We start from the raw sequence: 23,763 nt of genomic DNA on the forward strand, positions 1-23,763 counted from the left end.
CCCATGACGCCAAACGCCCTGCCCCGACGACTGACTTCCACCATCATCATTGCGCTGGCATTCGGCGTCCCGGCCTGGGCCAAGACCCCGGTTGCCAGCGGCACCGGCGGCGCCGTGGCGACCATCAGCGAACCGGCCTCGCAGGCCGCGCTGGCGATCCTGAACAAAGGCGGCAATGCGGTCGATGCGGCGGTGGCGGCAGCCGCCGCGCTGGGCGTGACCGATCCGTTCAGCTGCGGCATCGGCGGCGGCGGTTTCATGGTGATCTACCTGGCCAAGGAAAACCGCGTCATCACACTCGATCATCGCGAGGTGGCGCCGGCTTCCTTCCGCTCCAGCGCATTCGCGCCGGACGGCAAGGCGATGGATTTCGAGACCGCAGTCGCCAGCGGCATGGCGGTTGGCGTGCCGGGCACCGTGCGCGGCTGGCATGATGCCCTGGACCGCTATGGCACCATGTCGTTCAGGCAGGTGCTGGCGCCGGCCATCAAGGCGGCGCAGGATGGCTTCAAGGTGAACGACAACTTCGTCGCGCTGGTCAAAGAGAATGAGCAAAAGTTCGCGCTGTTCCCGGAGACCGCGGGGCGCTACATGCGGGACGGCAAGGCGCTGCCTGCCGGCACCTTGCTGCGCAATCCCGACCTGGCGAAGACTTACCGCCTGCTCTCCACCGGCGGCGTGAAAGCCTTCTATTCGGGCAAGCTGGCGCAGGCGATTGTCGACTCGGTCAACCGCCCGCCTGTCGCTGCGGGCGTTTCAGTCCGCGCGGGCCAGATGTCGCTGGCCGACCTGGCCAATTACGAAGCGCGCTGGCGGCAGCCGGTGCGCAGCACTTACCGCGGCTATGAACTGGTCGGCATGCCGTTGCCAAGCAGCGGCGGCGTGACGATTGCCGAAGCGCTCAATATCCTGGAAGGCTTCGACCTGAAATCCATGCCGCGCGAGAAGGCCGAGCACCTGTACCTGGAAGCGGCGCGGCTGGCCTTCGCCGACCGCAATGCCTACCTGGCGGATCCGGAATACGTCGACGCGCCGGTGGAGGGACTGCTCAGCAAGGACTACGCAGCGCGCCGCCGCGAACTGATCGATCCTACCCAGGCGCACTATTACGCGCAGCCCGGCGATCCTTACCTGTTCCAGCAAGACCCCAGCGTGCCACTGCGCCCCGCCGGCGCCGCCAAGGCCAGGCTGCTGTCGGAAAGCGCGCACACCACCCACCTGGCCGTATCGGACAAGGACGGCAATATCGTTGCCTACACCTTCACCATCGAGTCATGGGGCGGCAGCGGCATCACGGTGCCGGGCTACGGCTTCATCCTGAACAACGAGATGACGGACTTCGATTTCACCGGACCCCATCCGAACGTGCCGGAAGCGGGCAAACGGCCGCGCAGCAGCATGTCGCCGACTATCGCTTTCCGCAACGGCAAGCCGGCCTTCACCATCGGCAGCCCGGGCGGCTCCACCATCGTCACCACGGTGCTGCAGACCATCTTCAACCATATCGACCTGGGCATGGACATGCCGGCAGCGCTGGATGCACCGCGCATCTCGGAGCGCAATGGCCGGGCCACCTCCATCGAGCCGGGATTTGCCGGCAGCGCGCAAGCCCAAGCGCTGGAGCGTTTCGGCCAACGCTGGGACGCAGCGGCCGAGGAAATCGGCGCCGCCAATGCCATCGTCTTCCATCCCGATGGCAGCGTGACCGCGGTCAGCGAAGGCAGGCGCCATGGCACCGGCAGCGCGCTGGTGCAAAAGCGCGGGCACTGATCACCCGTGCCGTTCGCGGCTATCGGCCGGCGCCTCCGCGCGCTCGTTCAGGCCATAGTCGCGCACCACGCTGGCGATGCGCAGGCGGTAGTCCGCAAACAGCTTTTCGCGCCCGGCTTGCTGGGCGGCGCGGTGCGCTTCCACGCGGCGCCATTCCAGCACCGCGGCCTCGTCGCGGAAGAACGACAGCGACAGCATCTTTTCCGGGTTGGCCAGGCTCTGGAAGCGTTCGACGCTGATAAAACCATCGATCTGCTCCAGCGTTGGCTTCAGCCTGGCCGCGATATCCAGGTAGGCATCCTTGCGCCCTGCGGCGGGCGTCACTTCAAAAATCACTGCAATCATTGATGAAACTCCGGTATGCGCGCGTTGACCGATGCGCGGTAAGTCCAGCTTAGCTGCGGCAGCGGTTTGCTGCGCAGCGCTTCGATGCAGCCGGCAGCGATTTGCCGCGCCAGCTGTTGCCCAGGGCAGGCATGGCGGCCATGGCCAAAGCCGCGTTTCGCTTCGCCAAGCATGACCAGTATCGCCTGCCCCGCTGCGACTGTCGCGCCGCCGACAATGCAGCGCTCGGCGGCGAAACGGCGGGTGTTGATAATGGGCGGATCGGTTTCCATCACCTGCGCCACCAGCGCATTGGCGTCGCTGCCCGGCGCACCCTGCTGCATGGCGACCAGGCTGTTGCCAAGCAGGCCGGCAGTGGCTTCGTAGGTTTGCGACATCAGCCCGACCAAGTTGGCAAGGATGGCGTGGTCGTTCTGCCAGCCGGCTGCGGCAGCTTCCTGCGCGACATTCGCGGCCAGCGAAGCCTGCGGCGCCGCTTGCAACAGTTCGCGCATGGCGGCCAGCAGGCGCAGGCTCGCTGCGTGTGCCTGTTCAATTTGCCCGGCGCTGCTCAATGGCGACAGGCAGGCCACGAACTCGCCCATCCAGCGCGCCACCGCAGGCAACTGTTGGTCGGTGAAACCGAGCAGGCTGGCAACCGTACTGACAGGCGCTTCAAAAGCCCAGGCGCCGATCGAGCGCCCTTCCGCCAGCAGGCGTGCTGCAACCTCCCGTGCGCGCTGCTGCGCGGCCTCGCCGCCGGCGGCGCAAGCCAGTGCACGCTGCAAAACCAGCTTGGGCGCGGCATGGCGTTCGCCATCGTTCATGCGCACCAGCGCGCCGAACACCTCGCCGGCGCTGCCGCCCGCAATCGCAGCGGGCACAGCTTCTGCCTGCGGCCGCACGCGCAAGGCAGGATGGCTGAGCACTTCTTCCACCAGCGCGGCGCCGGCTGCGATCCACAATCCCCGCCCTGCATCCCATTCCAGATTCTGCATTCCGTTTCTCCGGCAACGTTCAAGAAATTGCAGTATGCTGAAAAAAGCACAACGACAATTCGCCCTGCATCGAAATATGGATTCCAAGCTTGCCAACATTGCCGGCGCCATCGCCGAACCCGCCCGCGCCCGCATGCTGTGCTCCCTGCTGGACGGACATGCCCGCACCGCCACGGAGCTGTCCGTTGTAGCCGAAGTAAGCCCCTCCACCGCCAGCGCCCACCTTGCACGCCTGAAGGATGAGCAATTGCTGGTGCAACTCGCGCAAGGCAAGCACCGCTACTACCAGCTCGCCAGCCAGGAAGTAGCCAGCGCGCTGGAAGCCTTGCTGGTGGTCGCCGGCCTGCCTCGCAGTGAGTTCAAGCCCAACACGCCGGACCGCCTGCGCAACGCGCGCACCTGCTACGACCACATGGCCGGCACGGTCGCAGTCAGCCTGCACGATCATTTCGCGGCACAGGGCTGGCTGGCGGAAGCCAGCGATGGATACGAGTTGAGCGCCGCGGGCGAGCAGCAATTCGCGCAGCTTGGGCTGGACCTGCCCGCCCTGCGCAAGATGCGGCGCCGTTTCGCCTGCCCTTGCCTGGACTGGAGCGAACGCAAGCCCCACCTCGGCGGGGCGCTCGGTGCGGCCCTGCTGCAACTGGCCCTGAAACGCGGCTGGGTCGAGCAGGACCTCGACAGCCGCGCGCTGCAAGTACCGCCCAAAGGGCAGCGCCAGATGCTGGCCGCCTTCGGTCTAAGCAGCGCTTAAGGTTTTGATAAGATGATGCAGTTTCCTGAACCAAGATGGAGACACCGGTCGTGAAAAAACTCATACGTGAAAACAAGGGCTTCATCGTCTTCCTGCTGACGCTGGGCGTGTTCCGCACCGCCATCGCCGACTGGAACCCGATTCCGTCCGCCTCCATGCACCCCAACCTGCTGGAAGGCGACGTGGTCTTCGTCAACCGCATCGCCTACGACCTGAAAGTGCCGCTGACCGATATCTCCGTCAGCCACCTTGGCGAACCGCAGCGCGGCGACGTGGTCACCTTCTTCTCCCCGGAAGACCGCACCCGCCTGATCAAACGCATCGCCGCCCTGCCCGGCGACCGCGTTGAAATCCGCGGCGAGCACCTGATCATCAACGGCAAGACTTCCGAATATGCAGTGCTGGGCAACGCCACCGAACATATCGACAAGGTGGGCGACCTGGAAGCGCTGCAACTGAAGGAGCACAATGCCAGCGCCAGCTACAGCATCCAGGTGCTGCCGCAAGTCGATGCCAAACGCGATTTCGGCCCCGTCACCGTGCCGGCCGACAGCTACCTGATGCTGGGCGACAACCGCAACAACAGCCGCGATTCACGCTTCATCGGCTTCGTGCCGCGCAAGCTGCTGATCGGCCGCGCCGAGCGCGTGCTGGTGTCCGCCGACATCCTGGGCAACTGGGCGCCGCGCACGGAACGCATCGGCATGAGCTTGCGGCCATGATCGAATTCCAGGGACTGGCCAAACACTACGGCGACTTTCCCGCCGTGCAGCCGCTGTCATTGGCGGTGCAGCGCGGCGAAGTGTTCGGCTTCCTTGGACCAAATGGCGCGGGCAAGACCACTACCATCCGCATGATGATGGGCATCCTGGTGCCCAGCGCAGGCCGCGTGCTGGTCGACGGCCTTGATTGCCAGGCCGATGCCGCCAAAGTAAAGCGCCACGTCGGCTACCTGCCGGATAACCCCATCTTCTACGACTTCCTGCGCGGGCGCGAAATCCTGCAGTTCGTGGCCGAGATGCACGGCATGCCGCGCAAGGCCGCCATCGAACGCGCGGCGCAAATGCTGCAGGAATTCGGCCTGCAGGACGTGAGCGAAGAATTCGCCGTCAACTATTCGATGGGCATGAAGAAGAAGCTGGGCCTGGCCTGCGCCCTGGTGCACGATCCCGCCGTGCTGATCCTGGACGAGCCGATCAACGGCCTCGATCCGCGCGCCGCACGCGAAGTGCAGGACCGCCTGGTCGCCAGCGCCGCCGCCGGCAAGACCATCTTCGTTTCCACCCACCTGCTCGACATGGCGCAGCGCATGTGCAACCGCGTCGGCATCATCAACCGCGGCGCCCTGGTCGCCACCGGCTCGCTGGAAGAACTGCGCGGCGCCAGCAGTGACAACAGCACGCTGGAAGAGCTTTTCCTCAAATTCACCGACGAAGACAGCCTGGCCGCATGATGGACCTGCCCAGCGCCCCGCGTGCATTCTGGCTGCTTGCACGCCTGCGGCTGTTGCGGCTCCTGAACATCGGCAATGCCCTGCGCTTCCGCAAAGGCTGGCTGGGTCCCAGCCGCGCACCCACGCGCGGCAAGAAGAACGCGCGCTGGCTGGTGACCTTCGTGCTGTCGGCCTTCATGCTGTTCGCCTTCCTGAATACCGCCAGCACTTCGCTGCTGAACATGCAGTGCCGCCTGCCTACCGGCAGCGAATGCATCGCCGCCGAATCGGACGCCGCACCGCGCGCCGCCATGCGCCAGGCGCGCAGGGAATTGCAGGCAGCGCCCTTCCATCCCGTGCTGATGCAGGCGGCCGTGATGCAGGCCACCCTGCTGTTCGGCATCGCCTTCCTGCTGCCGCTGGGGAGCAAGGAACTGGCGCAGCCGGACTGGGACCTGGAGTGGCTGGTCACGCTGCCGCTGGAACGCCGCACCTTGCTGCTGGCGCGCATTGCCGAGCGGACGCTGGCCAATCCCTCCGGCATCCTGGCCCTATGGCCGATGTGCATGGCGATCGCCTGGCATTCCGGCTACCGCTGGAGCACGCCATTCCTGGCCGCCGCATGCACTTTTCCTTTGCTGGCCTGCGCCGCCACGCTGCGCACGGTGGCCGACACCGGCCTGCGCCTGCGCCTCGCACCGTCGCAGCTGCGCAACCTGCAGGCCATCGCTTCCGTCGCCAGCATGCCGCTGATGTACCTGGCCATGTCGCTCGCCATGCCGACCGCCACGCTGACGCTGGAATGGGCCGCGCAATTCCCGGCGTGGACCTTGTGGGCGCCTCCCGGCCTGGCGCTGCAGGCCATGAACGCGCGCGATACATTCCATGGCCTTGGCTACGGCGCCCTGCTGGCGGCGCAAGCCGCCTTCCTGCTGTGGCTTGGCTTGCGCCTGCTGAATGCCTTGCTGGCCGATGGCGTGGTCGCTACCGGTTCGCGCGAAACAGGCCGTGGCGGCGCGCGTCCCGCCTTCGCCGGCTGGGTATTTGGCTCAGCGCTGCAACGGCGCGAGCTGCGATTGCTGAGCCGCGACCGCAACTTCCTGGTGCAAAGCCTGCTGATCCCCTTGATTATCTTCGGCAGCCAGCTGGTACTGAATGGCCAGGTGAAGAATATGGGCCAGTTCATCAGCGATCCGGCGCTGCTGTCTTCCGTCGCCTTCGGCCTGGGAGCTTATGTGCTGATGCTGTCGGCTTTCCAGACCGTCAATACCGAGGGCCATGCATTGTGGCTGCTCTACACCTATCCGAAAAGCATCGGCAGCATGCTGGCCGAGAAGGCGCAGCTATGGTCGGTGCTGGCATTGGTCTATCCCCTGGGCGTATTCGCGATGGGACTGTGCTTTGGCGTGCCGGCCGATGGGCGCCTGCTCTCGCAGCTCGTCCTGGTGGTGGCCGGCATCCCGATTTTCGCGGCGATTGCCGTTGCGCTGGGAGTATGGGCCAGCGACCCGCTGGCGCAGGACATGCATGCCCGCGTACGGCCCACCTTCGCCTACGCCTACCTGATCCTGTCGTCGCTCTATACCTACGCCCTCAACACCCGCGCATGGCATGTGCGCCTGGCAGCCATCGTGCTGCTGGCAGCCCTGGCCCTGTCGCTGTGGCAGCGCGCACGCGACTCACTTCCATACCTGCTCGATCCAACTGCTTCGCCGCCGCCGCGCGTTTGCGCCTCGGACGGCATCATGGCGGCAATCATGTTCTTCCTGCTGCAATTGCTGGCGGCCGGCGTGCTATACCTGGCCGGCAAGCCTGCTTCGCTGCCGACAGCGACGCTGTCCTTCGCCATTTCCGGCGCGCTGGTCTACGCGCTGGCGCGCCTGCTGTATTGGCGCAGCGGGACCAGCGGCGTACCGCGCCTGTGGCTGGGGGAGTGGAAGACGGCCTGGCGCAGCGCCACAGGATGGGGCCTGCTGATGGCGCTGCCTGCGCTGGCAGGCGGCGTCCTATGGCTGTCCATCCTGCGCCACTTTGGCGCCGTGCCAAGCGCCGCGCCGCCAGTCGCCCTGATGTGGCTGGCGCCCCTTGCCGTGCTGGCGGCGCCGGTGTTTGAAGAGTTCATCTTCCGCGGCCAGGTTTTCGGCGGCCTGCGCCGCTCTCTGCCGGCCTGGCAGGCGATGGCCGCCAGCGCCGCGCTGTTTGCGGTCATCCATCCGCCGCTGGCAATGGCGCCGGTCTTCGTGCTGGGCCTGTGCACCGCAATTGCAGCGGAACGCAGCAGGTCGCTGCTGGCCCCCATGCTGACGCACGCCCTGTATAACGCCGGCATGCTCGCTATACAGCTTTAAAGCGTCAGAACAGCGGCCCGCAGGAAATCGTCCCGCGTCGCAGCGCGTGGTTGTTATCTTCCCCATCGTCTGCCCAGATGAACGTCTTCAGCTTATTGATGCATTCCGATTCAGGAGCAATCGCAATACCCTCGTTGTTCATATTGGACATCGAGCCTGGCCGATTGTAGCCCTTGCGTACAACGAACTTGCCCTTGGTTGGAGAGCCCACTGCGGTATCGACGGACAAGAGGGTCGTCTTGCCGCTGCAGTTGTTGTCGCAGGCAGCCCACAGGATGTTGTTGTCCCGATCGAACGCCAGGTCCATGACCTGCGACTGGCCGCTCACGAACGAAGCAATGCGCACGTAGCTCGAGCCGGACTGGTTCAGCGCATAGGCGTAGATTTGTCCGTTAGCTTCCAGGCCGACGAAGAACAAGCCGGTGCCGTGCGACGGGTAATTCGCAGGATCGTAGGGGAGGCGGGTGTTCTCGTCGGTGAACTGGCTCGCCTGCAGGTAGCTGTCAGGCACCCAGGTAATGGCCTCCAGGCCGGCATTGGAATCGACCTTGGGCAGGTCGGCCGTCAGGTTCCACTCGTTGCTCGCTTTCAGGGTGGTGCCGGCGGCACTGGTGTCGTAGCGCAGGATGCTCAGGCGGCTCGATCCACTGCCATCACGCTCCGAGGCTACATACAGCGCAGGCGAATTCAGTTCAGCCATGGTCACGCCTTCCGCATCCGGTGCGCCGCTGCCGTTCGGATAACGCAAGGTCTTGCCACTGGCCCAGCTGTTGTTTGTGTTCTTGACGTAGTTGCTGCCATTCCACGTGAGGCTGTACAGCTTGGAGGGCGAGTTCTGAACAGCCCACAATACGGCTGGATTCGATGCCGCAGCAGGCTGGTAGAAAAGACCGCTCAAGTTTTCCCCGAAGGTGCTGGCCTGGTCGGCCGCGGCCACGGTGGTGCTGGTCGGCCAGGCGACGTAGGTGACCGCCATCGATTGCGCGCTCAGCAAACTGAAGGCGCATCCCGAGATGAATTTTGCGATCCTGCATGTCGTAGCGCTTTGCATCTGATTGATCTCCGTGTGTGGGTGGTGGCGTAGCACAACGTAGCAAGCAAATATGAATTGGCGATGACAGGCAAAAAAAACGGTGGCCTGTTTCCAGGACCACCGCAAAGAAGAACGCCATGGGGGCGTCAACGGAGGTAAATCGTATTAGCGGCCCTGGTGCGACATCATCCAGGCCACAAAAGCTTCACGGTTGCGCGAGCAGATCAGCACCTTGCCGCGGCCGGAAAAGCGCAGCACCATGCCTTCGCCGCTGGTCACCGAGTTGACCAGGTTGCCGAACAAGCCGCCGCCGGAGCGGGTCGCCACTGCCATCTCGTAACGCAGGGCGCTGTCCCAGGCCACCACGTGGGCGTTGTCGATCACAACTTCCTTGCCGGGCTCCACGTCGACTTCATGCAGCGCGCCGAAGCCCGACACCACCAGTTGGCCGGCGCCAGTCGATTCGGTGATGAAGAAGCCGCCGCTCTGGCCAAACAGCGCATTGCCGACGTTCTGGGTACGCACCCGCAGGTCGATGCCGCTGCTGGCTGCGACAAAGGCGCCGTCGCTGATCAGGTACTGGCGCTCGCCGACCTCCAGCACCCGCATCGCACCCGGCAGGTTGGGCGACAGCAGGCAGTTGCCGTCGCCGCCAGTGGCTTCGATGTTCTGCTGGAAGAAGGACTCGCCGTTCGCCAGGGAGCGCATCAGGGCGCCGCCCAGGCCGCCACGCATCTTGCCTTTCAGTTCGAGGGTGGAATCCATCATCACCATCGCATTCGATTCGCAGAAGATGCGCTCGCCCTGCTTCATCGACACCTGCAGGAAGGGATCGATATCCCCGGTTACTTTAAAAGTCGTCATAGTCTCAAGCTCCCTTCATTTCAAGCTTTTTATGGCGGATCGAAGACCACAGCGATGCCACGATAAATGCCACACCAATCAGGCCGGTAATCACTTCCGGAATATGGAACTTCATGCTCGCCAACATGATCACCGCCAGGATGCCGATCGCGTAGTGCGCGCCGTGCTCCAGGTAGACATACTCTTCGAGCGTGCCCTTGTGCACCAGGTAGACCGTCATCGAGCGTACGAACATCGCGCCAATGGCCAGGCCCAGCATGATGATCACGACGTCGCTGGTGATCGCGAAGGCGCCGATCACGCCGTCGAAGGAGAACGAAGCATCCAGCACTTCCAGGTAGAGGAAGCCGCCGACACCGCCGCGCTTGACCAGATCACCGGCATTTACGCCGCCCTCTTCCCCTTTTTCCATCCAGGTGGAGAGCGCATCCACGCCGACGTAGGTCAGCAAGCCCCACATGCCTGCTGCCAGCACGATGAACTTCTGCGATTCTTCAACGATGCTGAGGCTACCCAGCAGCACGCCCATCGAAATCATGATGGCAATCGAAGACACCTTGCCCAGCGCGCCCAGCTTGCGCTCCACATTGCCCAGCCAGTGCATCTGCTTTTCATGGTCGAAGATGAAGTTCAGGAACACCATCAGCAGGAACATGCCGCCAAATGCCGCCACTTCAGCGTGGTGGTTGGTCAGGTGGGTCGAAAAGGCTTTCGGGTCGTTCAAGGCCAGCGTCCACACGTCGGGGATGCTGAGGTCTGCCGCCACCGCCACGATCACCAGCGGGAATACCAGGCGCATGCCGAATACCGCGATGATGATGCCGACACCAAGGAACAGCTTTTGCCAGAATTCGTCCCAGTTTTTCAGGACGGAGGCATTGACAACTGCGTTGTCGAAGGAGAGCGAGACTTCCATCACGCTCAGGATAAAGGCGATCCACAGGGCCGCCAGGGCGCCGCTTACGCCTGTTTGTTGGTACCCCCACCAGCCTGCCACAGCAAGACAGATGAAGGAGACCAGGAATGAAAACCTGAAGTGCTTCATCGGTTGACCCTTTCTTGTTGATAAGTCTGGCCAGTCTAAGGGCGGCACGGCTTTTTAAAAATAGAAGATAATCGAAGTATTACTTCGTAAAAATAGAAACATGAAAACCACGGGCCTGAATTTCCGCCACCTTTACTTCTTCCGCATGGTCGCCGCCGAGGGCAGCGTTACCCGGGCCGCCGACCGGCTGGGCTTAGCCATCCAGACGGTCAGCACACAGATTGCCGCCCTGGAGCAGTCAATTGGCAAGTCACTGCTGACCCAGCAGGGCCGCCGCCTGGTGCCGACCGAGGCGGGACGGGTGGCGCTGACCTATGCTGAGCAGATCTTCCAGCTGGGCGACCGGATGCAGGAGGCGCTCGAGGAGGTCGATGCCGGCAAGATCCGCCTGACCGTCGGCATTTCGGACTCCATGCCCAAACTGATCGCGGCGCACTACCTGCAGGCGGCGCTGCCGCCCGACACGCCGGTGCGCCTGGTCTGCACCGAGGGCGAGTTCGATGCCCTGCTGGCGGAACTGGCGCTGCATAAGCTGGATGTGGTGCTGACCGACCGCCCGGTGCGCGCCAGCGCATCGCTCAAGGTGTTCAGCCACCTGCTGGGTGAAAGTGAAATGCAGTTGTTCGGCGTGCGGGCGCTGGCGCGCAAGTACGGCAAGGACTTCCCCGAGAGCCTGAATGGCGCCCCGATCCTGCTGCCAACGCGCAATACCGCGCTGCGCGGCCGTATCGACGCCTGGCTGCTGGAACAGGGCGTGCGGCCCGACGTGGTCGGTGAGTTCGAAGATAGCGCGATGCTGAATACCTTCGGCCGCAGCGGCATGGGGCTGTTCTTTGCACCGGCGGCACTCGCCGAAGATATGCTGGAGCAGTTCGGCGCGCTGCCGGTGGGGCCGGCGTCGGAACTGCAGGAGCAGTTCTATGCCATTTCCAGCGAGCGGCGCATCAGCCACCCGGTGGTCGAGGCGATGCTGAGTATTTCGCAGCGATAGCGTCGAGGCCCGCGCCGGCGTAGGTCATCATATCGTCGACCAGGCCCTCGGCATCCTCGCCCAGCGCGGGAAACAGCTTGGTACGCATTTCACGCGGGGCCACCAGCAGCGCCAGGCAGGGCGACATCAGCAGGAACAGGGCCCGCTGCAGGCCGGGCGTGGTGGGCGGCAGGCCGATGATTTCACACACCAGCCCGAGCATGACCATCGCCTTGGGCGCGATGGCTTTTTGCACCAGGGCCGGCGCATGCTCGGTGGGCGACATCAGTTCCCGAATTACCACGCGTGCCCCCCAGTGCGCGTCCGCACCGGTGGCGCGCAGCACGATACTGCGCAAAATAACGCGCAGCTTGTCGCGCGCAGCCATGTCGCGCGCGGTAATTTCCTGCATATCCTCAAGCTTGAGCAAATGATGGTGCGCCTCCACCAGCACAGCTTCGTATAGCGCGCCGCGGCTGCCGAAGTGATAATTGACGGCAGCGATATTGGTGCCGGCGCGGGCGCAGATTTCCTTGCTGGTGGCGTCGGCAAAACCGCGTTCGGCGAACACCTGCCCCGCTACGTCAAGAAGTGCCTGGCGGGTGGCGTCGCCGTCCTGGCGATTGGCACGGGGAGCTGTCTTTTTTTGCATGGCTCGCATTGTACGACGAAAATAAATTCAAATCCAAATTTGAATTTGATGTAGAATTTTCCGCAGGAGGTTCTGCCATGAACAAAAAGCTTGTTGGAATTGCCATTATTGCCGCAGCGGCTATCGCGGCTGGCGCCTGGTACTGGAGCCGCCCGGCGCCGAATGAGAAGGAGCTTGTCCTGTACGGCAACGTCGACCTGCGGCAGGTGGCACTCGCCTTCCCTGCCAGCGAACGCGTTGCGCGCGTGCTGGCGGAGGAAGGCCAGCAAGTGCAGGCCGGCCAGGTGCTGGCGGAACTCGATACGCGGGGCCTGCGTTTGCGTTTGGCGGAGGCCGAAGCGCAGGCGGCGGCACAACAGCAAGTTGTGGCTCGCCTGAAGGCCGGCACGCGGCCGGAAGAGCTGGCGCAAGCGCGCGCCCGCACCAGTGCGGCGCAGGCGGAGGCCGATCTCGCGCGCCAGCAGCTGGATCGCATCGTGGCTGTGCAAAAGGATAGCAATGGCCGCGCCGTCAGCCAGCAAGACGCCGATGCCGCCCGCGCCCGCGCCAGGTCATCGCAGGCCGCGCTGGAGCAGGCACGCCAGGGGCAGGAACTGGCCCGGCATGGGTCGCGCCGCGAGGATATCGCACAGGCGCAGGCACAGCTCGATGCCGGCAATGCGGCGATCGCGCTGCTGCAATACCAGCTCGGCGAAGCTTCGCTGAAGGCGCCGGTCAACGCGGTGGTGCGTGCGCGCCTGATGGAGGCCGGCGACATGGCCTCTCCACAGCGCCCTGTCTATACGCTGGCGATTGCCGATCCAAAGTGGGTTCGCGCCTACGTGCGCGAGGCCGACCTGGGGCGCATCAAACCAGGGGGGGCCGCCAGCATTTCGATCGACAGCCAGCCCGGCAAAACGCTGCCGGGCAAGGTCGGCTACATTTCCTCGGCGGCAGAATTCACGCCGAAGTCCGTGCAGACCGAGGAGCTGCGTACGGCCCTCGTCTACGAGGTGCGCGTGCTGGCCGAAGATAAGGCCGACGTGCTGCGCATGGGGATGCCGGCCACCGTGCGGATCGCGGTCGGGCACTGATCATGGATTCGGCAGTCTTAAGCGGCCGTGGCCTGAGCCGCCACTTCATCGTCAAAGGTGCACCGGCCCCGGTGGAGGCGGTGCGCGAGGTGTCGCTGGAGGTGGCTTCCGGTGCACTGACCGCACTGGTCGGGCCGGACGGTGCGGGGAAGACTACCTTGCTGCGCATGGCGGCAGGTCTGCTGGCGCCAAGCGGCGGCAGCTTGTCGGTGCTGGGTGTCGATGTCGCGGCGCGCCCCCAGGAGGTGCAGGACCGCATCAGCTACATGCCGCAGCGCTTTGGCCTGTACGAGGACTTGAGCGTGCAGGAGAACATGGACCTGTACGCGGACTTGCATGGTGTGCCGGCGGACGTGCGGCGCCAGCGTTTCGCGCGGCTATTGCATATGACCGACCTGGCGCGCTACACTGCGCGCCCCGCGGGCAAGCTGTCCGGGGGGATGAAGCAGAAGCTTGGCCTGGCTTGCACGCTGGTGCGCCTGCCGGAGTTGCTGCTGCTCGATGAGCCCACGGTTGGCGTCGATCCTTTGTCGCGGCGCGAGCTGTGGGAGATCGTGCAGCAGCTGGTGGATGAGGAACGGCTGTCGGTGATTGTCAGCACCTCCTACATGGACGAGGCCGAGCGCTGCCAGCAGGTGTTTGTCATGCATGAAGGGCGCTTGCTGGCATCGGGCGCGCCGGCTGAATTGCGCTCTCGTGCCGAAGGCTTGAGCTTTACGGCCATGCCGCGCGCCGGCGAGTCGGCGCGGACGTTGCAGGCGCGTTTGATCGATGCCCGTGAAGTCGTGGTCGATGCGGTGCCGGAAGGCGGGCATGTGCGGTTCATCCGCCGGGCGGATGCTGCGGATGGCGCGATTGGGCAACTGCTGGATGGCTTGCCGGTCACGCCCGTGCCCGCGCGGCTGGAAGATGGCTTCATGATGCTGCTGCAGGCAGCGAAGGTTGCGCCGGCCAGGGCCGCGCAAGGCGGCAGCGCGGCTTTGGTGCAGCACGGCGCAAGCGTAGCCGCTGGCGGGGTGGCGGACGGCGGGGAGGCAATGATTGAGGTGCGCGACCTGGTGCGGAAATTCGGCGACTTCACGGCTGTGGCAAGCACCAGTTTCAGCGTCGCCCGCGGCGAGATCTTCGGCTTGCTGGGCCCAAACGGCGCCGGCAAGACCACCACCTTCCGCATGTTGTGCGGACTTCTTCCCGCCAGCTCCGGCTTCCTGCAAGTGGCAGGCGTCAACCTGCGCCACGCCCGCGCGCAAGCGCGCGCAAAAGTCGGCTACGTTTCGCAGAAATTCGCCCTGTACGGCAACCTGACCGTGCAGGAAAACCTCGACTTCTTCGGCGGCGCCTACGGCCTGTACGGCAAGCGCCTGCAACAGCGCACCAGCCAGGTACTGGAAGAGTTCCAGTTGCGCGGACAGGAACATATGCCGAGCGGCCAATTGCCGGGCGGCTTCAAGCAACGCCTGGCGATGGCCACCGGCCTGCTGCACGAACCGGAAGTACTCTTCCTGGACGAACCGACCAGCGGCGCCGATCCGCTGGCGCGGCGCGAATTCTGGCGCCGCATCACCAGCCTGTCGGAACAGGGCGTCACCATCGTGGTGACCACGCACTTCATGGAAGAAGCCGAATACTGCGACCGCATCGTCATCCAGGACGCCGGCAAGCTTCTCGCTATCGGCACCCCGCGCGAAGTCCGGGCACAAGCGGGCGATGCCGGCAATATGGAAGACGCCTTCATCGCCATCGTCGAAAAGAACCGCAGCGGAGGCGCACGATGAACAGCGGCTTCCGCTCCCGCCTCGCCGCGCTGGTACGCAAGGAGTTCCGCCAGCTGCTGCGCGACGCATCGAATCTGGCAATCGGCATCGCCCTGCCGATCGTGCTGATCCTGATCTTCGGCTACGGCCTGTCGCTGGACGTCAAGAACGCGCCCATCGCCATCGTGATGGAAGACAGCTCGCCCACCGCGCAGGAGGCGGTGGCAGGCTTCAGCCTGTCCCCTTCGTTTGCCGCTCTGCCAGTAGCCTCGATGCACGACGCCCAAGCCCTGATGCGCGAGCGCCGCGTGGACGCCATCGTCCGCATCCCGGCCACGTTCACGCGCGACATTGCAGCGGGCGGCGCCGCCGTGCAAATCATCGTGCACGGCGCGGAAGCCAACCGCGCCGGCATCATCCTGAATTACACCAGCGGCGCACTACGGCAGTGGGATGCCCGCCGCGCCGAACGCCAGGCGGGCGCGGCCCGTCCCGACGCCCTGCCCGCCAACGGCGCCGTACGCATCGAACAGCGCATGTGGTACAACAGCGCCAACACCAGCACCTGGTACCTGGTGCCCGGCCTGATCGTACTGATCATGACCTTGGTAGGCGCCTTCCTCACTGCGTTGGTGATGGCGCGCGAATGGGAGCGCGGCACGCTGGAAGCGCTATTCGTCACGCCGGTGCGGCCGGTCGAAATCCTCCTGGCCAAAGTCATCCCCTATTTCTGCGTCGGCATGATGGGCCTGTTCCTGTGCCTGGCCGCAGCCCGCTTCCTGTTCAAGGTACCGATGCAGGGTTCGCTGCTGGTCATCATCTTCGCCTCCATGCTGTACCTGGTGGTGGCAGTCGGCATGGGCCTGCTGATTTCTTCCGCCACCAAGAACCAGTTCCTGGCCAGCCAGCTGGCCCTGGTCAGCAGCTTCATGCCTTCGCTGATGCTGTCCGGCTTCCTGTTCGACCTGCGCAATGTGCCGGTGGCGGTGCAGGTCGTCGGCCGCATCCTGCCCGCGACCTATTTCATGGAACTGGTGAAGACCCTGTTCCTGGCCGGGAACGTATGGCCGCTGATACTGCGCAACTGCGCCATCCTTGCCGCCTACGCCGTGCTGTTACTCGGCATCGCCCGCGCGGTCACCCGCAAACGACTGGACTGAGGCTGTCATGATCAATTTCTTCCGCCGCATTGCCGTCATCGTCCGCAAGGAATTCCTGGCCGTGCTCAAGGACCCGAAGAGCCGCTTCATCCTGGTGGTGCCGGCTATCGTGCAAAGCCTGTTGTTTGGCTACGCCGCAACCTATGATTTGACCTATGTGCCGTATGCCCTGAATGACGCCAGCCATAGCGCGGCCGCCGCCGAACTGCTGGCCAGGCTGGATGCCGGCGGCACCTTCCGCCGCACGCTCATCGTCGAAACGCAAGGAGCGCTGCGCGCGGCGATCGACAGCGAGAAGGCGCTGCTCGCCATCAGCATTCCGGTCGACTTCGAGCGTCGCCTGTATGCGGGCGACGCGGCGCCCCTGCAAATAGTGCTGGACGGGCGCAATTCCAACACGGCCGGCTCGGCTGCTGCGTATATCGGCGCGGTCGTGGCCGACTTCAACCGCGCATGGCGCGAAAAGCACGGCGGCGCCCAGCCTGCACTGCGCATTGAATCGCGCGCCTGGTTCAACCCGAACCTGGAAACGCGCTGGTACCTGATGCCGGGCATGATCGCAGCCTTAAGCATGCTGCAAACCTTGCTGCTGACGGCTCTTTCGGTGGCGCGCGAGCGCGAGCAAGGCACTTTCGACCAGTTGCTGGTCACCCCGCTGACGCCCATCGACATCATGCTCGGCAAGGCCCTGCCGCCCATCATGATCGGGCTGCTGCAGTCGACGCTGATCCTGCTGGTCACGCGGCTGTGGTTTGGCGTACCGATGGCGGGGTCGCTGCTTTCCATCTACGCCGGCCTGACGCTGTTCACGATTGCCAGCGTCGGCATCGGCCTGTCGATTTCGGCTGTGTCGCTGAACATGCAGCAGGCCATGCTGTACACCTTCGTGCTGGTGATGCCGATGATGCTGCTATCCGGGCTCACCACGCCGGTGCGTAACATGCCGGAAGTGCTGCAGATCGTGACCACGGCGAATCCCCTGCGCTTTGCCATCGACATGGTGCAGCGGATTTATCTCGAAGGCGCCGGTCTCGGCACGCTGTGGCCGAATATGGTGCCGCTCGTGTTGATTGCCCTCATAACGCTGCCGCTGGCGGCATGGCTGTTCCGCCACCGCCTCGCCTGAACTGGAAACATCATGAAACTGCTCACACTCTCCCTGTTTTGCCTGTCGCTGGCTGCTTGCGCGGTGGGGCCGGATTACCGCGAACCGGCCGTGCAGGCGCCCGCAGCCTATGGCGATTGGCATGGCGGAGCGCCGGCTTTGCGCGAAACAGGCCTGGCCGCCGGTACGGCGCAGTCGTTTGCCCGCTTCGACGATCCTGTATTGAACAGCTTGCAGCAGCAAGCGCTGGCCGCCAGTTTCGACGTGCGGGCGGCCGCGCTGCGATTTGCGCAGAGCCGGATGGCACGCAACGTGGCGGCCGGCGCGCATGGCCCGCAACTCAGCGCCCATGCCGGCGCCACCCGGCAGCGCCAGTCCGAGTCCGGCGCGGGAACGCGCATGGTTGATGCGATCGCGCCTGCCAACCGGGATGCCCTGATTGAAAAACTCAGCGATCCCTTCGCGCTGTACCAGGCCGGCTTCGATGCCGCCTGGGAGCTGGACCTGTGGGGCCGGGTGCGGCGCAGCGTGCAGGCTGCGGACGCCGGCATGGCGGAGGCCAGCTCCATCCTGCGCGACGTGCAGCTGGCAGTGCAGCTCGAAGTGGCGCGCAATTACTACGAGTTGCGCGCAGCCCAGCGCCAGCAGGAATTGCTGCGGGCCGACCTGGCTGCGGCACGCGACATGGCGGCGCTGGCGACAGCGCGCCAGCGCGGCGGACTTGCTACCGGCCTCGAGGTCGAGCAGCAGCAGGCGGCCCTCGCCGAACTGGAAGGCCGCGCGCCGGCATTTCTCGAGCAGGAAGCCGCCGCCGCCAACCGGCTGACAATGCTGCTGGCGAAGCCGCCCGGTGCGCTGCAGGAGCAACTGACAGCGCAGCAAGGCGCGGCCGCCCCAGGCGGGCCTGATCTGGCACTCGGCGTACCGGGCGAGATAATGCGCCATCGCCCGGACATCCAGGCCGCGGAAGCGCGCCTGCAGGCAGCAACGGCGCGGATCGGCGTGGCAGTGGCCGACCTCTATCCCCGCATCACCCTTGGCCTGTCGCTCGGCCTTGAATCGGTTGACACCGGAAAGTTCGGTGACTGGGGCAGCCGCCAATGGTCGCTCGGCCCCAGCCTGCAACTGCCGATTTTCGACAATGGCCGCCGCCGTGCAACGGTCGAACTGCGCAAGCTGGAAGAACAGGAAGCGGCCATCCATTTCCAGAAAACGGTCCTGAAAGCGTGGCACGAAATGGATGACGCCCTTTCCGCCTATGCCGCCGCGCGCGGGCGCCGGCAAGCGCTCGCAGCCAGGGAAGCCAGTGCCCGCTCCACGCTGGAACTGGTCGCTGCCCGCGCGCGCCGCGGCATGAGCGACGAGCTGCCGGCACTGCAAGCGCAGCGCGCCCTGCTCGCCATCCAGCGCGAGCGCACAGCCAGCGACAGCGAGCTGGCGCTCCGCCTGCTGGCGATCTGCAAGGCCAGCGGATTGGCTCCGCAGCCATAACTTTCTGACAAGAAATTGTCAGAATTGCGCGAGGTGTGCCCCGGGTCGGATAAGATAGAGGTTTTTGACTCTCCGCCTTAGGGCGCATATGGACAACCTCTTACTAGTAATTTTCGCACTCTTCCTCGTAGCACTGAACGGCTTCTACGTCGCCGCCGAATTCAGCATCGTCACCCTGCGCCGCACCCGCGTGCGTGCCATCGAAAAGACCCAGGGCCTGCGCGGCCGCATCCTCGCCAAGGTCCACGGCCAGCTCGATGCCTACCTGTCCGCCTGCCAATTGGGCATTACGCTCGCCTCGCTCGGCCTGGGCTGGGTCGGTGAACCTGCATTTGCCGGACTGCTGGAACCCCTGCTCAAATTCATCGGCATCACATCGCCGGAAATCGTGCACGGCATTTCCTTCGTGTTCGCCTTCGTCACCATCTCCTTCCTGCACATCGTGGTGGGCGAACTGGCGCCTAAATCGCTGGCTATCCGCCTTCCGGAAGCGGTCGCGCTGTGGAGCGCCATCCCGCTGTACGCCTTCTACTGGGCCATGTACCCTGCCATCTGGCTGCTGAACCAGAGCGCCAACGCAGTGCTGCGCCTGGCCGGACTGGGCAACGCCGGCGGCCACGAGTCGCACTACTCGACTGATGAACTGAAGCTGATCCTGCGCACCAGCCAACCCGGCGAATCCTTCAACAAGGACGAGCGCAACATCCTGGCCAACTCGCTGGACTTCTCGCAACTGCGCGTAGCCGACCTGATGCGCCCCATCAACGAAGTGATCGCACTGCACGCCGACCGCTCGATGGATGAGAACCTGGACACCGTGGTACGCAATCGCTTCAGCCGCTATCCCTACTTCGATGAAGAAGGCGACAGCGTGCTGGGCGTGGTGCACTTGAAAGACCTGTTCTTTGCCCTGCAATCGCGCAAGGAACTGAAAAACCTGTCGGGCTTCCTGCGTCCGGTCGAGACCATCTCGGCCCGCACACCGGCCCTGGAACTGTTCCGCCGCTTCAAGGACGGCGCGCCGCACTTTGCCCTGATCGGCGAAAAAGGCAAGCGCCCGGTGGGCTTCCTCACGCTGGACAACCTGCTGGGCGCCATGGTCGGCGAGATTCACGATGAATTCCGCCTCAACGAGAACGACTGGCTGCGGCAGACCGATGGTTCGCTGATCGGCAAGGCCAGCCTGCCGATCTTCTCGCTGGAACGCATCCTCGGCGTCGATATCGAGAATGAAGAGATGGGCCTGGGCGAAGTGGAATCGGTCGGTGGCCTGATCATGCTGAAGCTCGGCGACATCCCGAAACAGGGCCAGCGGGTGGAATTCGACGCTTTCGACCTGGTCGTGAAAAAGATGAATGGCCCGCGTATACTGTTGGTAAAGGTAATCCCGCGTAACCTGCCGCCGGATTCCGACGAACAGGATTGATATGCTACTGCGCAGTATCCTGATTGCCGCTGCGGCCTGCCTTGCCGGCAGCGCCGAAGCGGCTTCCTGCGGCCCGTACACGGTCGCCATGTACGAACACGGCACCCTGTACTACCGCAGCGGCGAGCAATGGGCCGGCATCGACAAGGACATCGTCGAAGAGCTGGCACGCCGCACCGGCTGCGAACTGCGCATGACGCGCGACTCGCGCATCCGTATCTGGACCATGCTGAAGGAAGGCACCCTGGACATGACCATGTCCGGCATTTCCACGCCCGAGCGCGAAGGCTTTGCGCGCTTTACACCCTACCTTCAGTCGCGCAACATGCTACTGCTGCGCAACGAGGCGGCACGGCACGCCGCCACGCTGGAACAATTCGCGGCGCGGCCGGAACTGAAAGTCGCCGTCATCAAAGGCTTCAAGCATGGCACCACCTACGATGCCTGGCTTGAGCGCCTGCGCAAGCAGGGCCGCGTGTATGACACTCCCGACTACGCTACGCTGCTGCGGCTGTTCCAGTATGGCCGCGTGCAGGCAATCCTCCAGTTAAGCAGCAATATCGACGCCCTGTACCGCGACGACCAGTTGCGCAGCCAATTCCGCGTGCTGGACCTGGTTCCGCGCGAAAACGTACAGGGCTCGCTGGTGATCTCCCGCCTGGTCGCCGACACGTCGGCCAGCAGGCTCGAACAGGCCCTGCGCGCCATGCGCGAAGACGGCACCGTCAAGTCCATCATGGAACGGCATACCAGTCCCGAACGGGCGCTGGCCATGGTGGTGCGCTAAGCTGCCTGCCTGACCAGTTCGAAGCGCGCGCGATGCAGCAGGCCTTCCTTGGGCAGGTCGGTACGCGTGACCGTGATGTTTTCACCGAAGTGCTTGATGCAGCCTACAATCAGGCCTTCCGCCAGGTCGCCAAATCCGCGCGGGGAACTGTAATGCATCACCAGCCTGTCCGCCGAAGGACGCTCGCAAGGCAGCGACGGCAATTCGGCGTCCGGATACAGCTTGCGCACTTCTACGTGGATCACATCGTCGATGCGTGACAGGAAATCGAAGGCGCTGCGGGTATCGGCAAACAGCGCCTGGTAGCTGACGCTGAAGCGCTGGAACAGGTGCTCGCCGAACATATGGATCAACTGCGGCACGCCGATGCCGCTGGCATTGGACAGCGCCTGCACCAGCCGCACCAGCTCTGCATGATCGTAGGTGCCCACCGAAGTGTAGGCGCCATCGTTGGCAAGCCCGGCCTCGGTGATGATCCGGTCCAGCATCTCCAGGCCCATGCGGCCTTCAACCAACTCCATGAACTCGGTGAACACGATGCCCTTCATGGTGCCCTCCTAAACGACTGGTTTGACCTTGCTCCAGTTCCTGAGCAGTCCAAGCGCCACCGCCAGCAGGGTCGGGCCGATGAACAGGCCGACGAAGCCGAAGGCCAGCACGCCGCCCATCACGCCAAGCAGCACCAGCGCAAAAGGCAGGCTGGAACCGCGCGAGATCAGGATCGGCTTGACCACGTTATCCACGCCGCTGATAACGACCGTGCCGTAGACCAGCATGAAGATGCCCCAGCCGGTCATCCCTTGCGAGAACAGCCAGATCGAGGCGCCGCCCCAGATCAGCGGCGGCCCCACCGGCACCAGCGAGAAAATGAAGGTTGCCACGGACAGCAGGGCGACCGCGGGCACGCCCGCGATCAGGAAGCCCACCGCAGCCACCGCCGCTTGCGCCAGGGCCGTGCCCAGCATGCCGTACATCACTCCGGTAACGGTGCGGCTGACAGTTTCCGCCACTTCGACCGCATGCTCGCCCATGATCTTGTCCATGCCCACTTCCAGGGCAGCCACGATGTTATGGCCGTCGCGGTAAAGGAAGAAGGAAACAAAGGCGGCCAGGCTGACCTGCGCCACGCCGGCGCCGAGCACGATGCCGCTGTTGAGCAGGATATTACGGGCCGGTTCCACATACTTCTTGGCGACCGCCAGCAGCTCTTCCTTGCTGCTCATGATCTGCCGCAGGTAGGAATCGGCCACCTCCCCCACCATCGGCAACTGGCGCAGCCAGGCTGGCGGTTCAAAGCCGCCGGCATCGAGCGCCTGGCGCGCGCCACGATAGAAGTGGGTCACGCTGTCGGCGATATTCCAGGTCACCAGCGTCAGCGGCAAGACGATGATCAACACCAGCGACACCGTCATCACGGCCGCGGCAAGGGTGCGGCGGCCTTTCAGGCGCGCCAGCAGGCGTTGGTACAGGGGCCAGGAGGAAATGGCGATGGCGGCGGCAAACAGGATGCCGGCCAGGAAGGGGCGCAGGACGTAAAGGCAGCCAATGACGAGGAAGACAATGGCTGCCAGGCGGCTATAGGGCTGAAATCGTTGTTCCATGCCTTAGCTTATCAGGAAATGCGAATTGTCTTACTTGACATAGGATGTGATCTGGTCTCGTGATCGGTAAAAAATCATTTGGAATTTTTCCAACGCATTAGCCAATAGCTGTTGACTGTTTGGGTAATCCCTACTGTATCGCCCCGAGCTAGAGTTAATTCGCCACCCTTCTTCGGTCCTCCACAACTCACCTGCGATTCGAGCCGGCTTAAAAGCGGTCAGACTAGGATGACCAACTCCCTCCAGATCAAGACCGACCAGTAGACAACCGTCATGTGCTATAGCCCAAATCAGGTGGGTCTTAGGATCATTCTTGTCGAGCATATGCTCAAGTTCGGCCTCGATAGTATCGTGACATACGCCATAGTATTTTTTTGAGTTAGCGTTCTTTGCGACCTCGCCACCTTTAACTTCTTGCTCCTTAAGGTAGGCCGGCGCTCGCAACCCGCCGAACGTCTCCGTCAGATAATTGGGATAATCCTCTTCAGGCTCCTTTAATTGCCGCAACAAGGCAGTACAAAAATTGTCGACCTCCAACGAGTCGATCGCAAGCTTCGAGATCTGACGCAGTTGCATCATCAATAACTGAGCGTTTGCGATATTTAGCTCGAGAATAGCGGAAATACCCTTTCCTTGAGGGATGTCAGTCGCATCGAAGAAAATTCGAAGGGCTGGCTCACTGTTGACTTTGAACTCCGCTTGCCAATGGAATCGCGCATAGCTACCTGTCAGAAATGAGACCTTTTGCTGCTCCAATTTCTGCACATTCTGCTTATCCCTCTCCATGCCATGGTGGGCGAAATCGTAGCAAATTATTTCCTGACGAATCTCCGAGATCTCTCGCAACTGCAACGAATAGTGAACAGAAGGCATCACGCCTGCATCGGACTTCGACTCTGCAATGGTTCCGACCCACGTTTCATACTCTTGCTGAATGAATTGACATGTTGCTTGCGCAAATTCATAGGGTAGCCTGACTTTTCGGTTGGTCGGAATTGTCAAACTGGTAGGCACAAGCACCTCGTGAGCCTGTTGCCAGTTAGCGGAGTCATCCTTGCTTTGCAGTTCTAGTCCCCACTCCGGAAATTTTCAAGCTAGTTGTCGCCTAATTTGATAATTCAAGCTGCTTGTTTCAGTGTCAGTGGTTCCGCCTCCGTTTCGCTGTTCAGCGTGTTT

Annotated in this window: 22 protein-coding genes; 13 read left to right on the top strand and 9 right to left on the bottom strand. The window is 63.6% G+C overall.

The window, feature by feature from the left end; genetic code table 11:
• Nucleotides 1–3: 3 nt before the first annotated feature.
• A complete protein-coding gene (gene ggt, locus ASE26_RS04980) occupies nucleotides 4–1,770 on the top strand; it encodes a gamma-glutamyltransferase (protein WP_057245691.1) in 1,767 nt (588 codons plus the stop codon).
• Here ggt and ASE26_RS04985 read toward each other — a convergent pair whose 3' ends face one another.
• On the bottom strand, nucleotides 1,771–2,115 hold the full coding sequence (locus tag ASE26_RS04985; RefSeq protein ID WP_055932620.1) for an antibiotic biosynthesis monooxygenase: 345 nt from the start codon (nucleotides 2,113–2,115) through the stop codon (nucleotides 1,771–1,773).
• A complete protein-coding gene (locus ASE26_RS04990) occupies nucleotides 2,112–3,092 on the bottom strand; it encodes a cytochrome P450 (protein ID WP_055932617.1) in 981 nt (326 codons plus the stop codon). Before ASE26_RS04990 ends, ASE26_RS04985 begins: the two co-directional genes overlap by 4 nt.
• 76 nt (nucleotides 3,093–3,168) lie before the next feature.
• On the opposite strand from ASE26_RS04990, the gene ASE26_RS04995 reads away from it, so the two are divergent.
• The 4 genes from ASE26_RS04995 to ASE26_RS05010 are packed head-to-tail and all read left to right on the top strand — an operon-like array spanning nucleotide 3,169 to nucleotide 7,626.
• Nucleotides 3,169–3,846 carry a helix-turn-helix transcriptional regulator gene (locus ASE26_RS04995; protein ID WP_057245692.1) on the top strand — a complete coding sequence of 226 codons (678 nt, stop codon included), beginning with the start codon at nucleotides 3,169–3,171 and terminating at the stop codon, nucleotides 3,844–3,846.
• A 50-nt stretch (nucleotides 3,847–3,896) separates the two neighbouring features.
• Nucleotides 3,897–4,568 carry a signal peptidase I gene (lepB, locus tag ASE26_RS05000; RefSeq protein WP_055933509.1) on the top strand — a complete coding sequence of 224 codons (672 nt, stop codon included), beginning with the start codon at nucleotides 3,897–3,899 and terminating at the stop codon, nucleotides 4,566–4,568.
• A complete protein-coding gene (locus ASE26_RS05005) occupies nucleotides 4,565–5,299 on the top strand; it encodes an ABC transporter ATP-binding protein (protein ID WP_055932611.1) in 735 nt (244 codons plus the stop codon). The genes lepB and ASE26_RS05005 overlap by 4 nt, the downstream gene beginning before the upstream one ends.
• Nucleotides 5,296–7,626: a CPBP family intramembrane glutamic endopeptidase gene (locus tag ASE26_RS05010; protein ID WP_055932608.1), complete on the top strand. Its 2,331-nt coding sequence runs from the start codon at nucleotides 5,296–5,298 to the stop codon at nucleotides 7,624–7,626. Before ASE26_RS05005 ends, ASE26_RS05010 begins: the two co-directional genes overlap by 4 nt.
• A gap of 4 nt (nucleotides 7,627–7,630) precedes the next feature.
• Here the strand turns inward: ASE26_RS05010 and ASE26_RS05015 are convergent, their stop codons facing one another.
• The 3 genes from ASE26_RS05015 to ASE26_RS05025 form a co-directional block, all read right to left on the bottom strand.
• Nucleotides 7,631–8,620 (bottom strand): hypothetical protein, encoded by a 990-nt coding sequence (locus ASE26_RS05015; RefSeq protein ID WP_229208110.1) that lies wholly within the window; start codon nucleotides 8,618–8,620, stop codon nucleotides 7,631–7,633.
• Between the two features lie 204 nt (nucleotides 8,621–8,824).
• Complete coding sequence (locus ASE26_RS05020; RefSeq protein WP_057245693.1) at nucleotides 8,825–9,523, bottom strand: TIGR00266 family protein; 699 nt, start codon at nucleotides 9,521–9,523, stop codon at nucleotides 8,825–8,827.
• Between the two features lie 4 nt (nucleotides 9,524–9,527).
• Nucleotides 9,528–10,568, bottom strand: a complete 1,041-nt coding sequence (locus ASE26_RS05025; protein WP_055932599.1) for a DUF475 domain-containing protein — start codon at nucleotides 10,566–10,568, stop codon at nucleotides 9,528–9,530.
• Nucleotides 10,569–10,668: 100 nt separating this feature from the next.
• On the opposite strand from ASE26_RS05025, the gene nhaR reads away from it, so the two are divergent.
• A complete protein-coding gene (gene nhaR, locus ASE26_RS05030) occupies nucleotides 10,669–11,559 on the top strand; it encodes a transcriptional activator NhaR (RefSeq protein WP_057245694.1) in 891 nt (296 codons plus the stop codon).
• On the opposite strand, the gene ASE26_RS05035 is transcribed toward nhaR, so the two are convergent.
• A complete protein-coding gene (locus ASE26_RS05035; RefSeq protein ID WP_055932593.1) occupies nucleotides 11,513–12,190 on the bottom strand; it encodes a TetR/AcrR family transcriptional regulator in 678 nt (225 codons plus the stop codon). The genes nhaR and ASE26_RS05035 overlap by 47 nt on opposite strands.
• Before the next feature lie 77 nt (nucleotides 12,191–12,267).
• Between ASE26_RS05035 and ASE26_RS05040 the strand changes: the two genes are divergently transcribed.
• The 7 genes from ASE26_RS05040 (at nucleotide 12,268) to ASE26_RS05070 (ending at nucleotide 20,986) form a co-directional block, all read left to right on the top strand.
• Nucleotides 12,268–13,263 (top strand): HlyD family efflux transporter periplasmic adaptor subunit, encoded by a 996-nt coding sequence (locus ASE26_RS05040; protein ID WP_057245708.1) that lies wholly within the window; start codon nucleotides 12,268–12,270, stop codon nucleotides 13,261–13,263.
• A gap of 2 nt (nucleotides 13,264–13,265) precedes the next feature.
• The gene (locus tag ASE26_RS05045) at nucleotides 13,266–15,038 is read left to right on the top strand and encodes an ATP-binding cassette domain-containing protein (protein ID WP_057245695.1); all 1,773 of its coding nucleotides are present in this window, start codon (nucleotides 13,266–13,268) and stop codon (nucleotides 15,036–15,038) included.
• Nucleotides 15,035–16,177: an ABC transporter permease gene (locus ASE26_RS05050; protein WP_055932587.1), complete on the top strand. Its 1,143-nt coding sequence runs from the start codon at nucleotides 15,035–15,037 to the stop codon at nucleotides 16,175–16,177. Before ASE26_RS05045 ends, ASE26_RS05050 begins: the two co-directional genes overlap by 4 nt.
• 7 nt (nucleotides 16,178–16,184) lie before the next feature.
• On the top strand, nucleotides 16,185–17,303 hold the full coding sequence (locus ASE26_RS05055; protein ID WP_055932584.1) for an ABC transporter permease: 1,119 nt from the start codon (nucleotides 16,185–16,187) through the stop codon (nucleotides 17,301–17,303).
• 12 nt (nucleotides 17,304–17,315) lie between these two features.
• Complete coding sequence (locus ASE26_RS05060) at nucleotides 17,316–18,773, top strand: efflux transporter outer membrane subunit (RefSeq protein ID WP_055932581.1); 1,458 nt, start codon at nucleotides 17,316–17,318, stop codon at nucleotides 18,771–18,773.
• 88 nt (nucleotides 18,774–18,861) lie between these two features.
• On the top strand, nucleotides 18,862–20,199 hold the full coding sequence (locus tag ASE26_RS05065) for a hemolysin family protein (RefSeq protein ID WP_055932578.1): 1,338 nt from the start codon (nucleotides 18,862–18,864) through the stop codon (nucleotides 20,197–20,199).
• Between the two features lies 1 nt (nucleotide 20,200).
• Nucleotides 20,201–20,986 carry an ABC transporter substrate-binding protein gene (locus tag ASE26_RS05070; RefSeq protein WP_055932575.1) on the top strand — a complete coding sequence of 262 codons (786 nt, stop codon included), beginning with the start codon at nucleotides 20,201–20,203 and terminating at the stop codon, nucleotides 20,984–20,986.
• Here the strand turns inward: ASE26_RS05070 and ASE26_RS05075 are convergent.
• The 3 genes from ASE26_RS05075 to ASE26_RS05085 are packed head-to-tail and all read right to left on the bottom strand — an operon-like array spanning nucleotide 20,983 to nucleotide 23,601.
• Entirely contained in the window at nucleotides 20,983–21,534 is a 552-nt protein-coding gene (locus ASE26_RS05075) for a heme NO-binding domain-containing protein (RefSeq protein WP_055932572.1), read from the bottom strand. The genes ASE26_RS05070 and ASE26_RS05075 overlap by 4 nt on opposite strands.
• Before the next feature lie 9 nt (nucleotides 21,535–21,543).
• Nucleotides 21,544–22,587: an AI-2E family transporter gene (locus ASE26_RS05080; protein ID WP_055932569.1), complete on the bottom strand. Its 1,044-nt coding sequence runs from the start codon at nucleotides 22,585–22,587 to the stop codon at nucleotides 21,544–21,546.
• Between the two features lie 30 nt (nucleotides 22,588–22,617).
• A complete protein-coding gene (locus ASE26_RS05085) occupies nucleotides 22,618–23,601 on the bottom strand; it encodes a hypothetical protein (RefSeq protein ID WP_156409872.1) in 984 nt (327 codons plus the stop codon).
• Nucleotides 23,602–23,763 lie beyond the last annotated feature (162 nt).

The organism is Duganella sp. Root198D2 (assembly GCF_001428585.1).
In the GTDB taxonomy this organism is placed as follows: Bacteria; Pseudomonadota; Gammaproteobacteria; order Burkholderiales; family Burkholderiaceae_D; genus Rugamonas.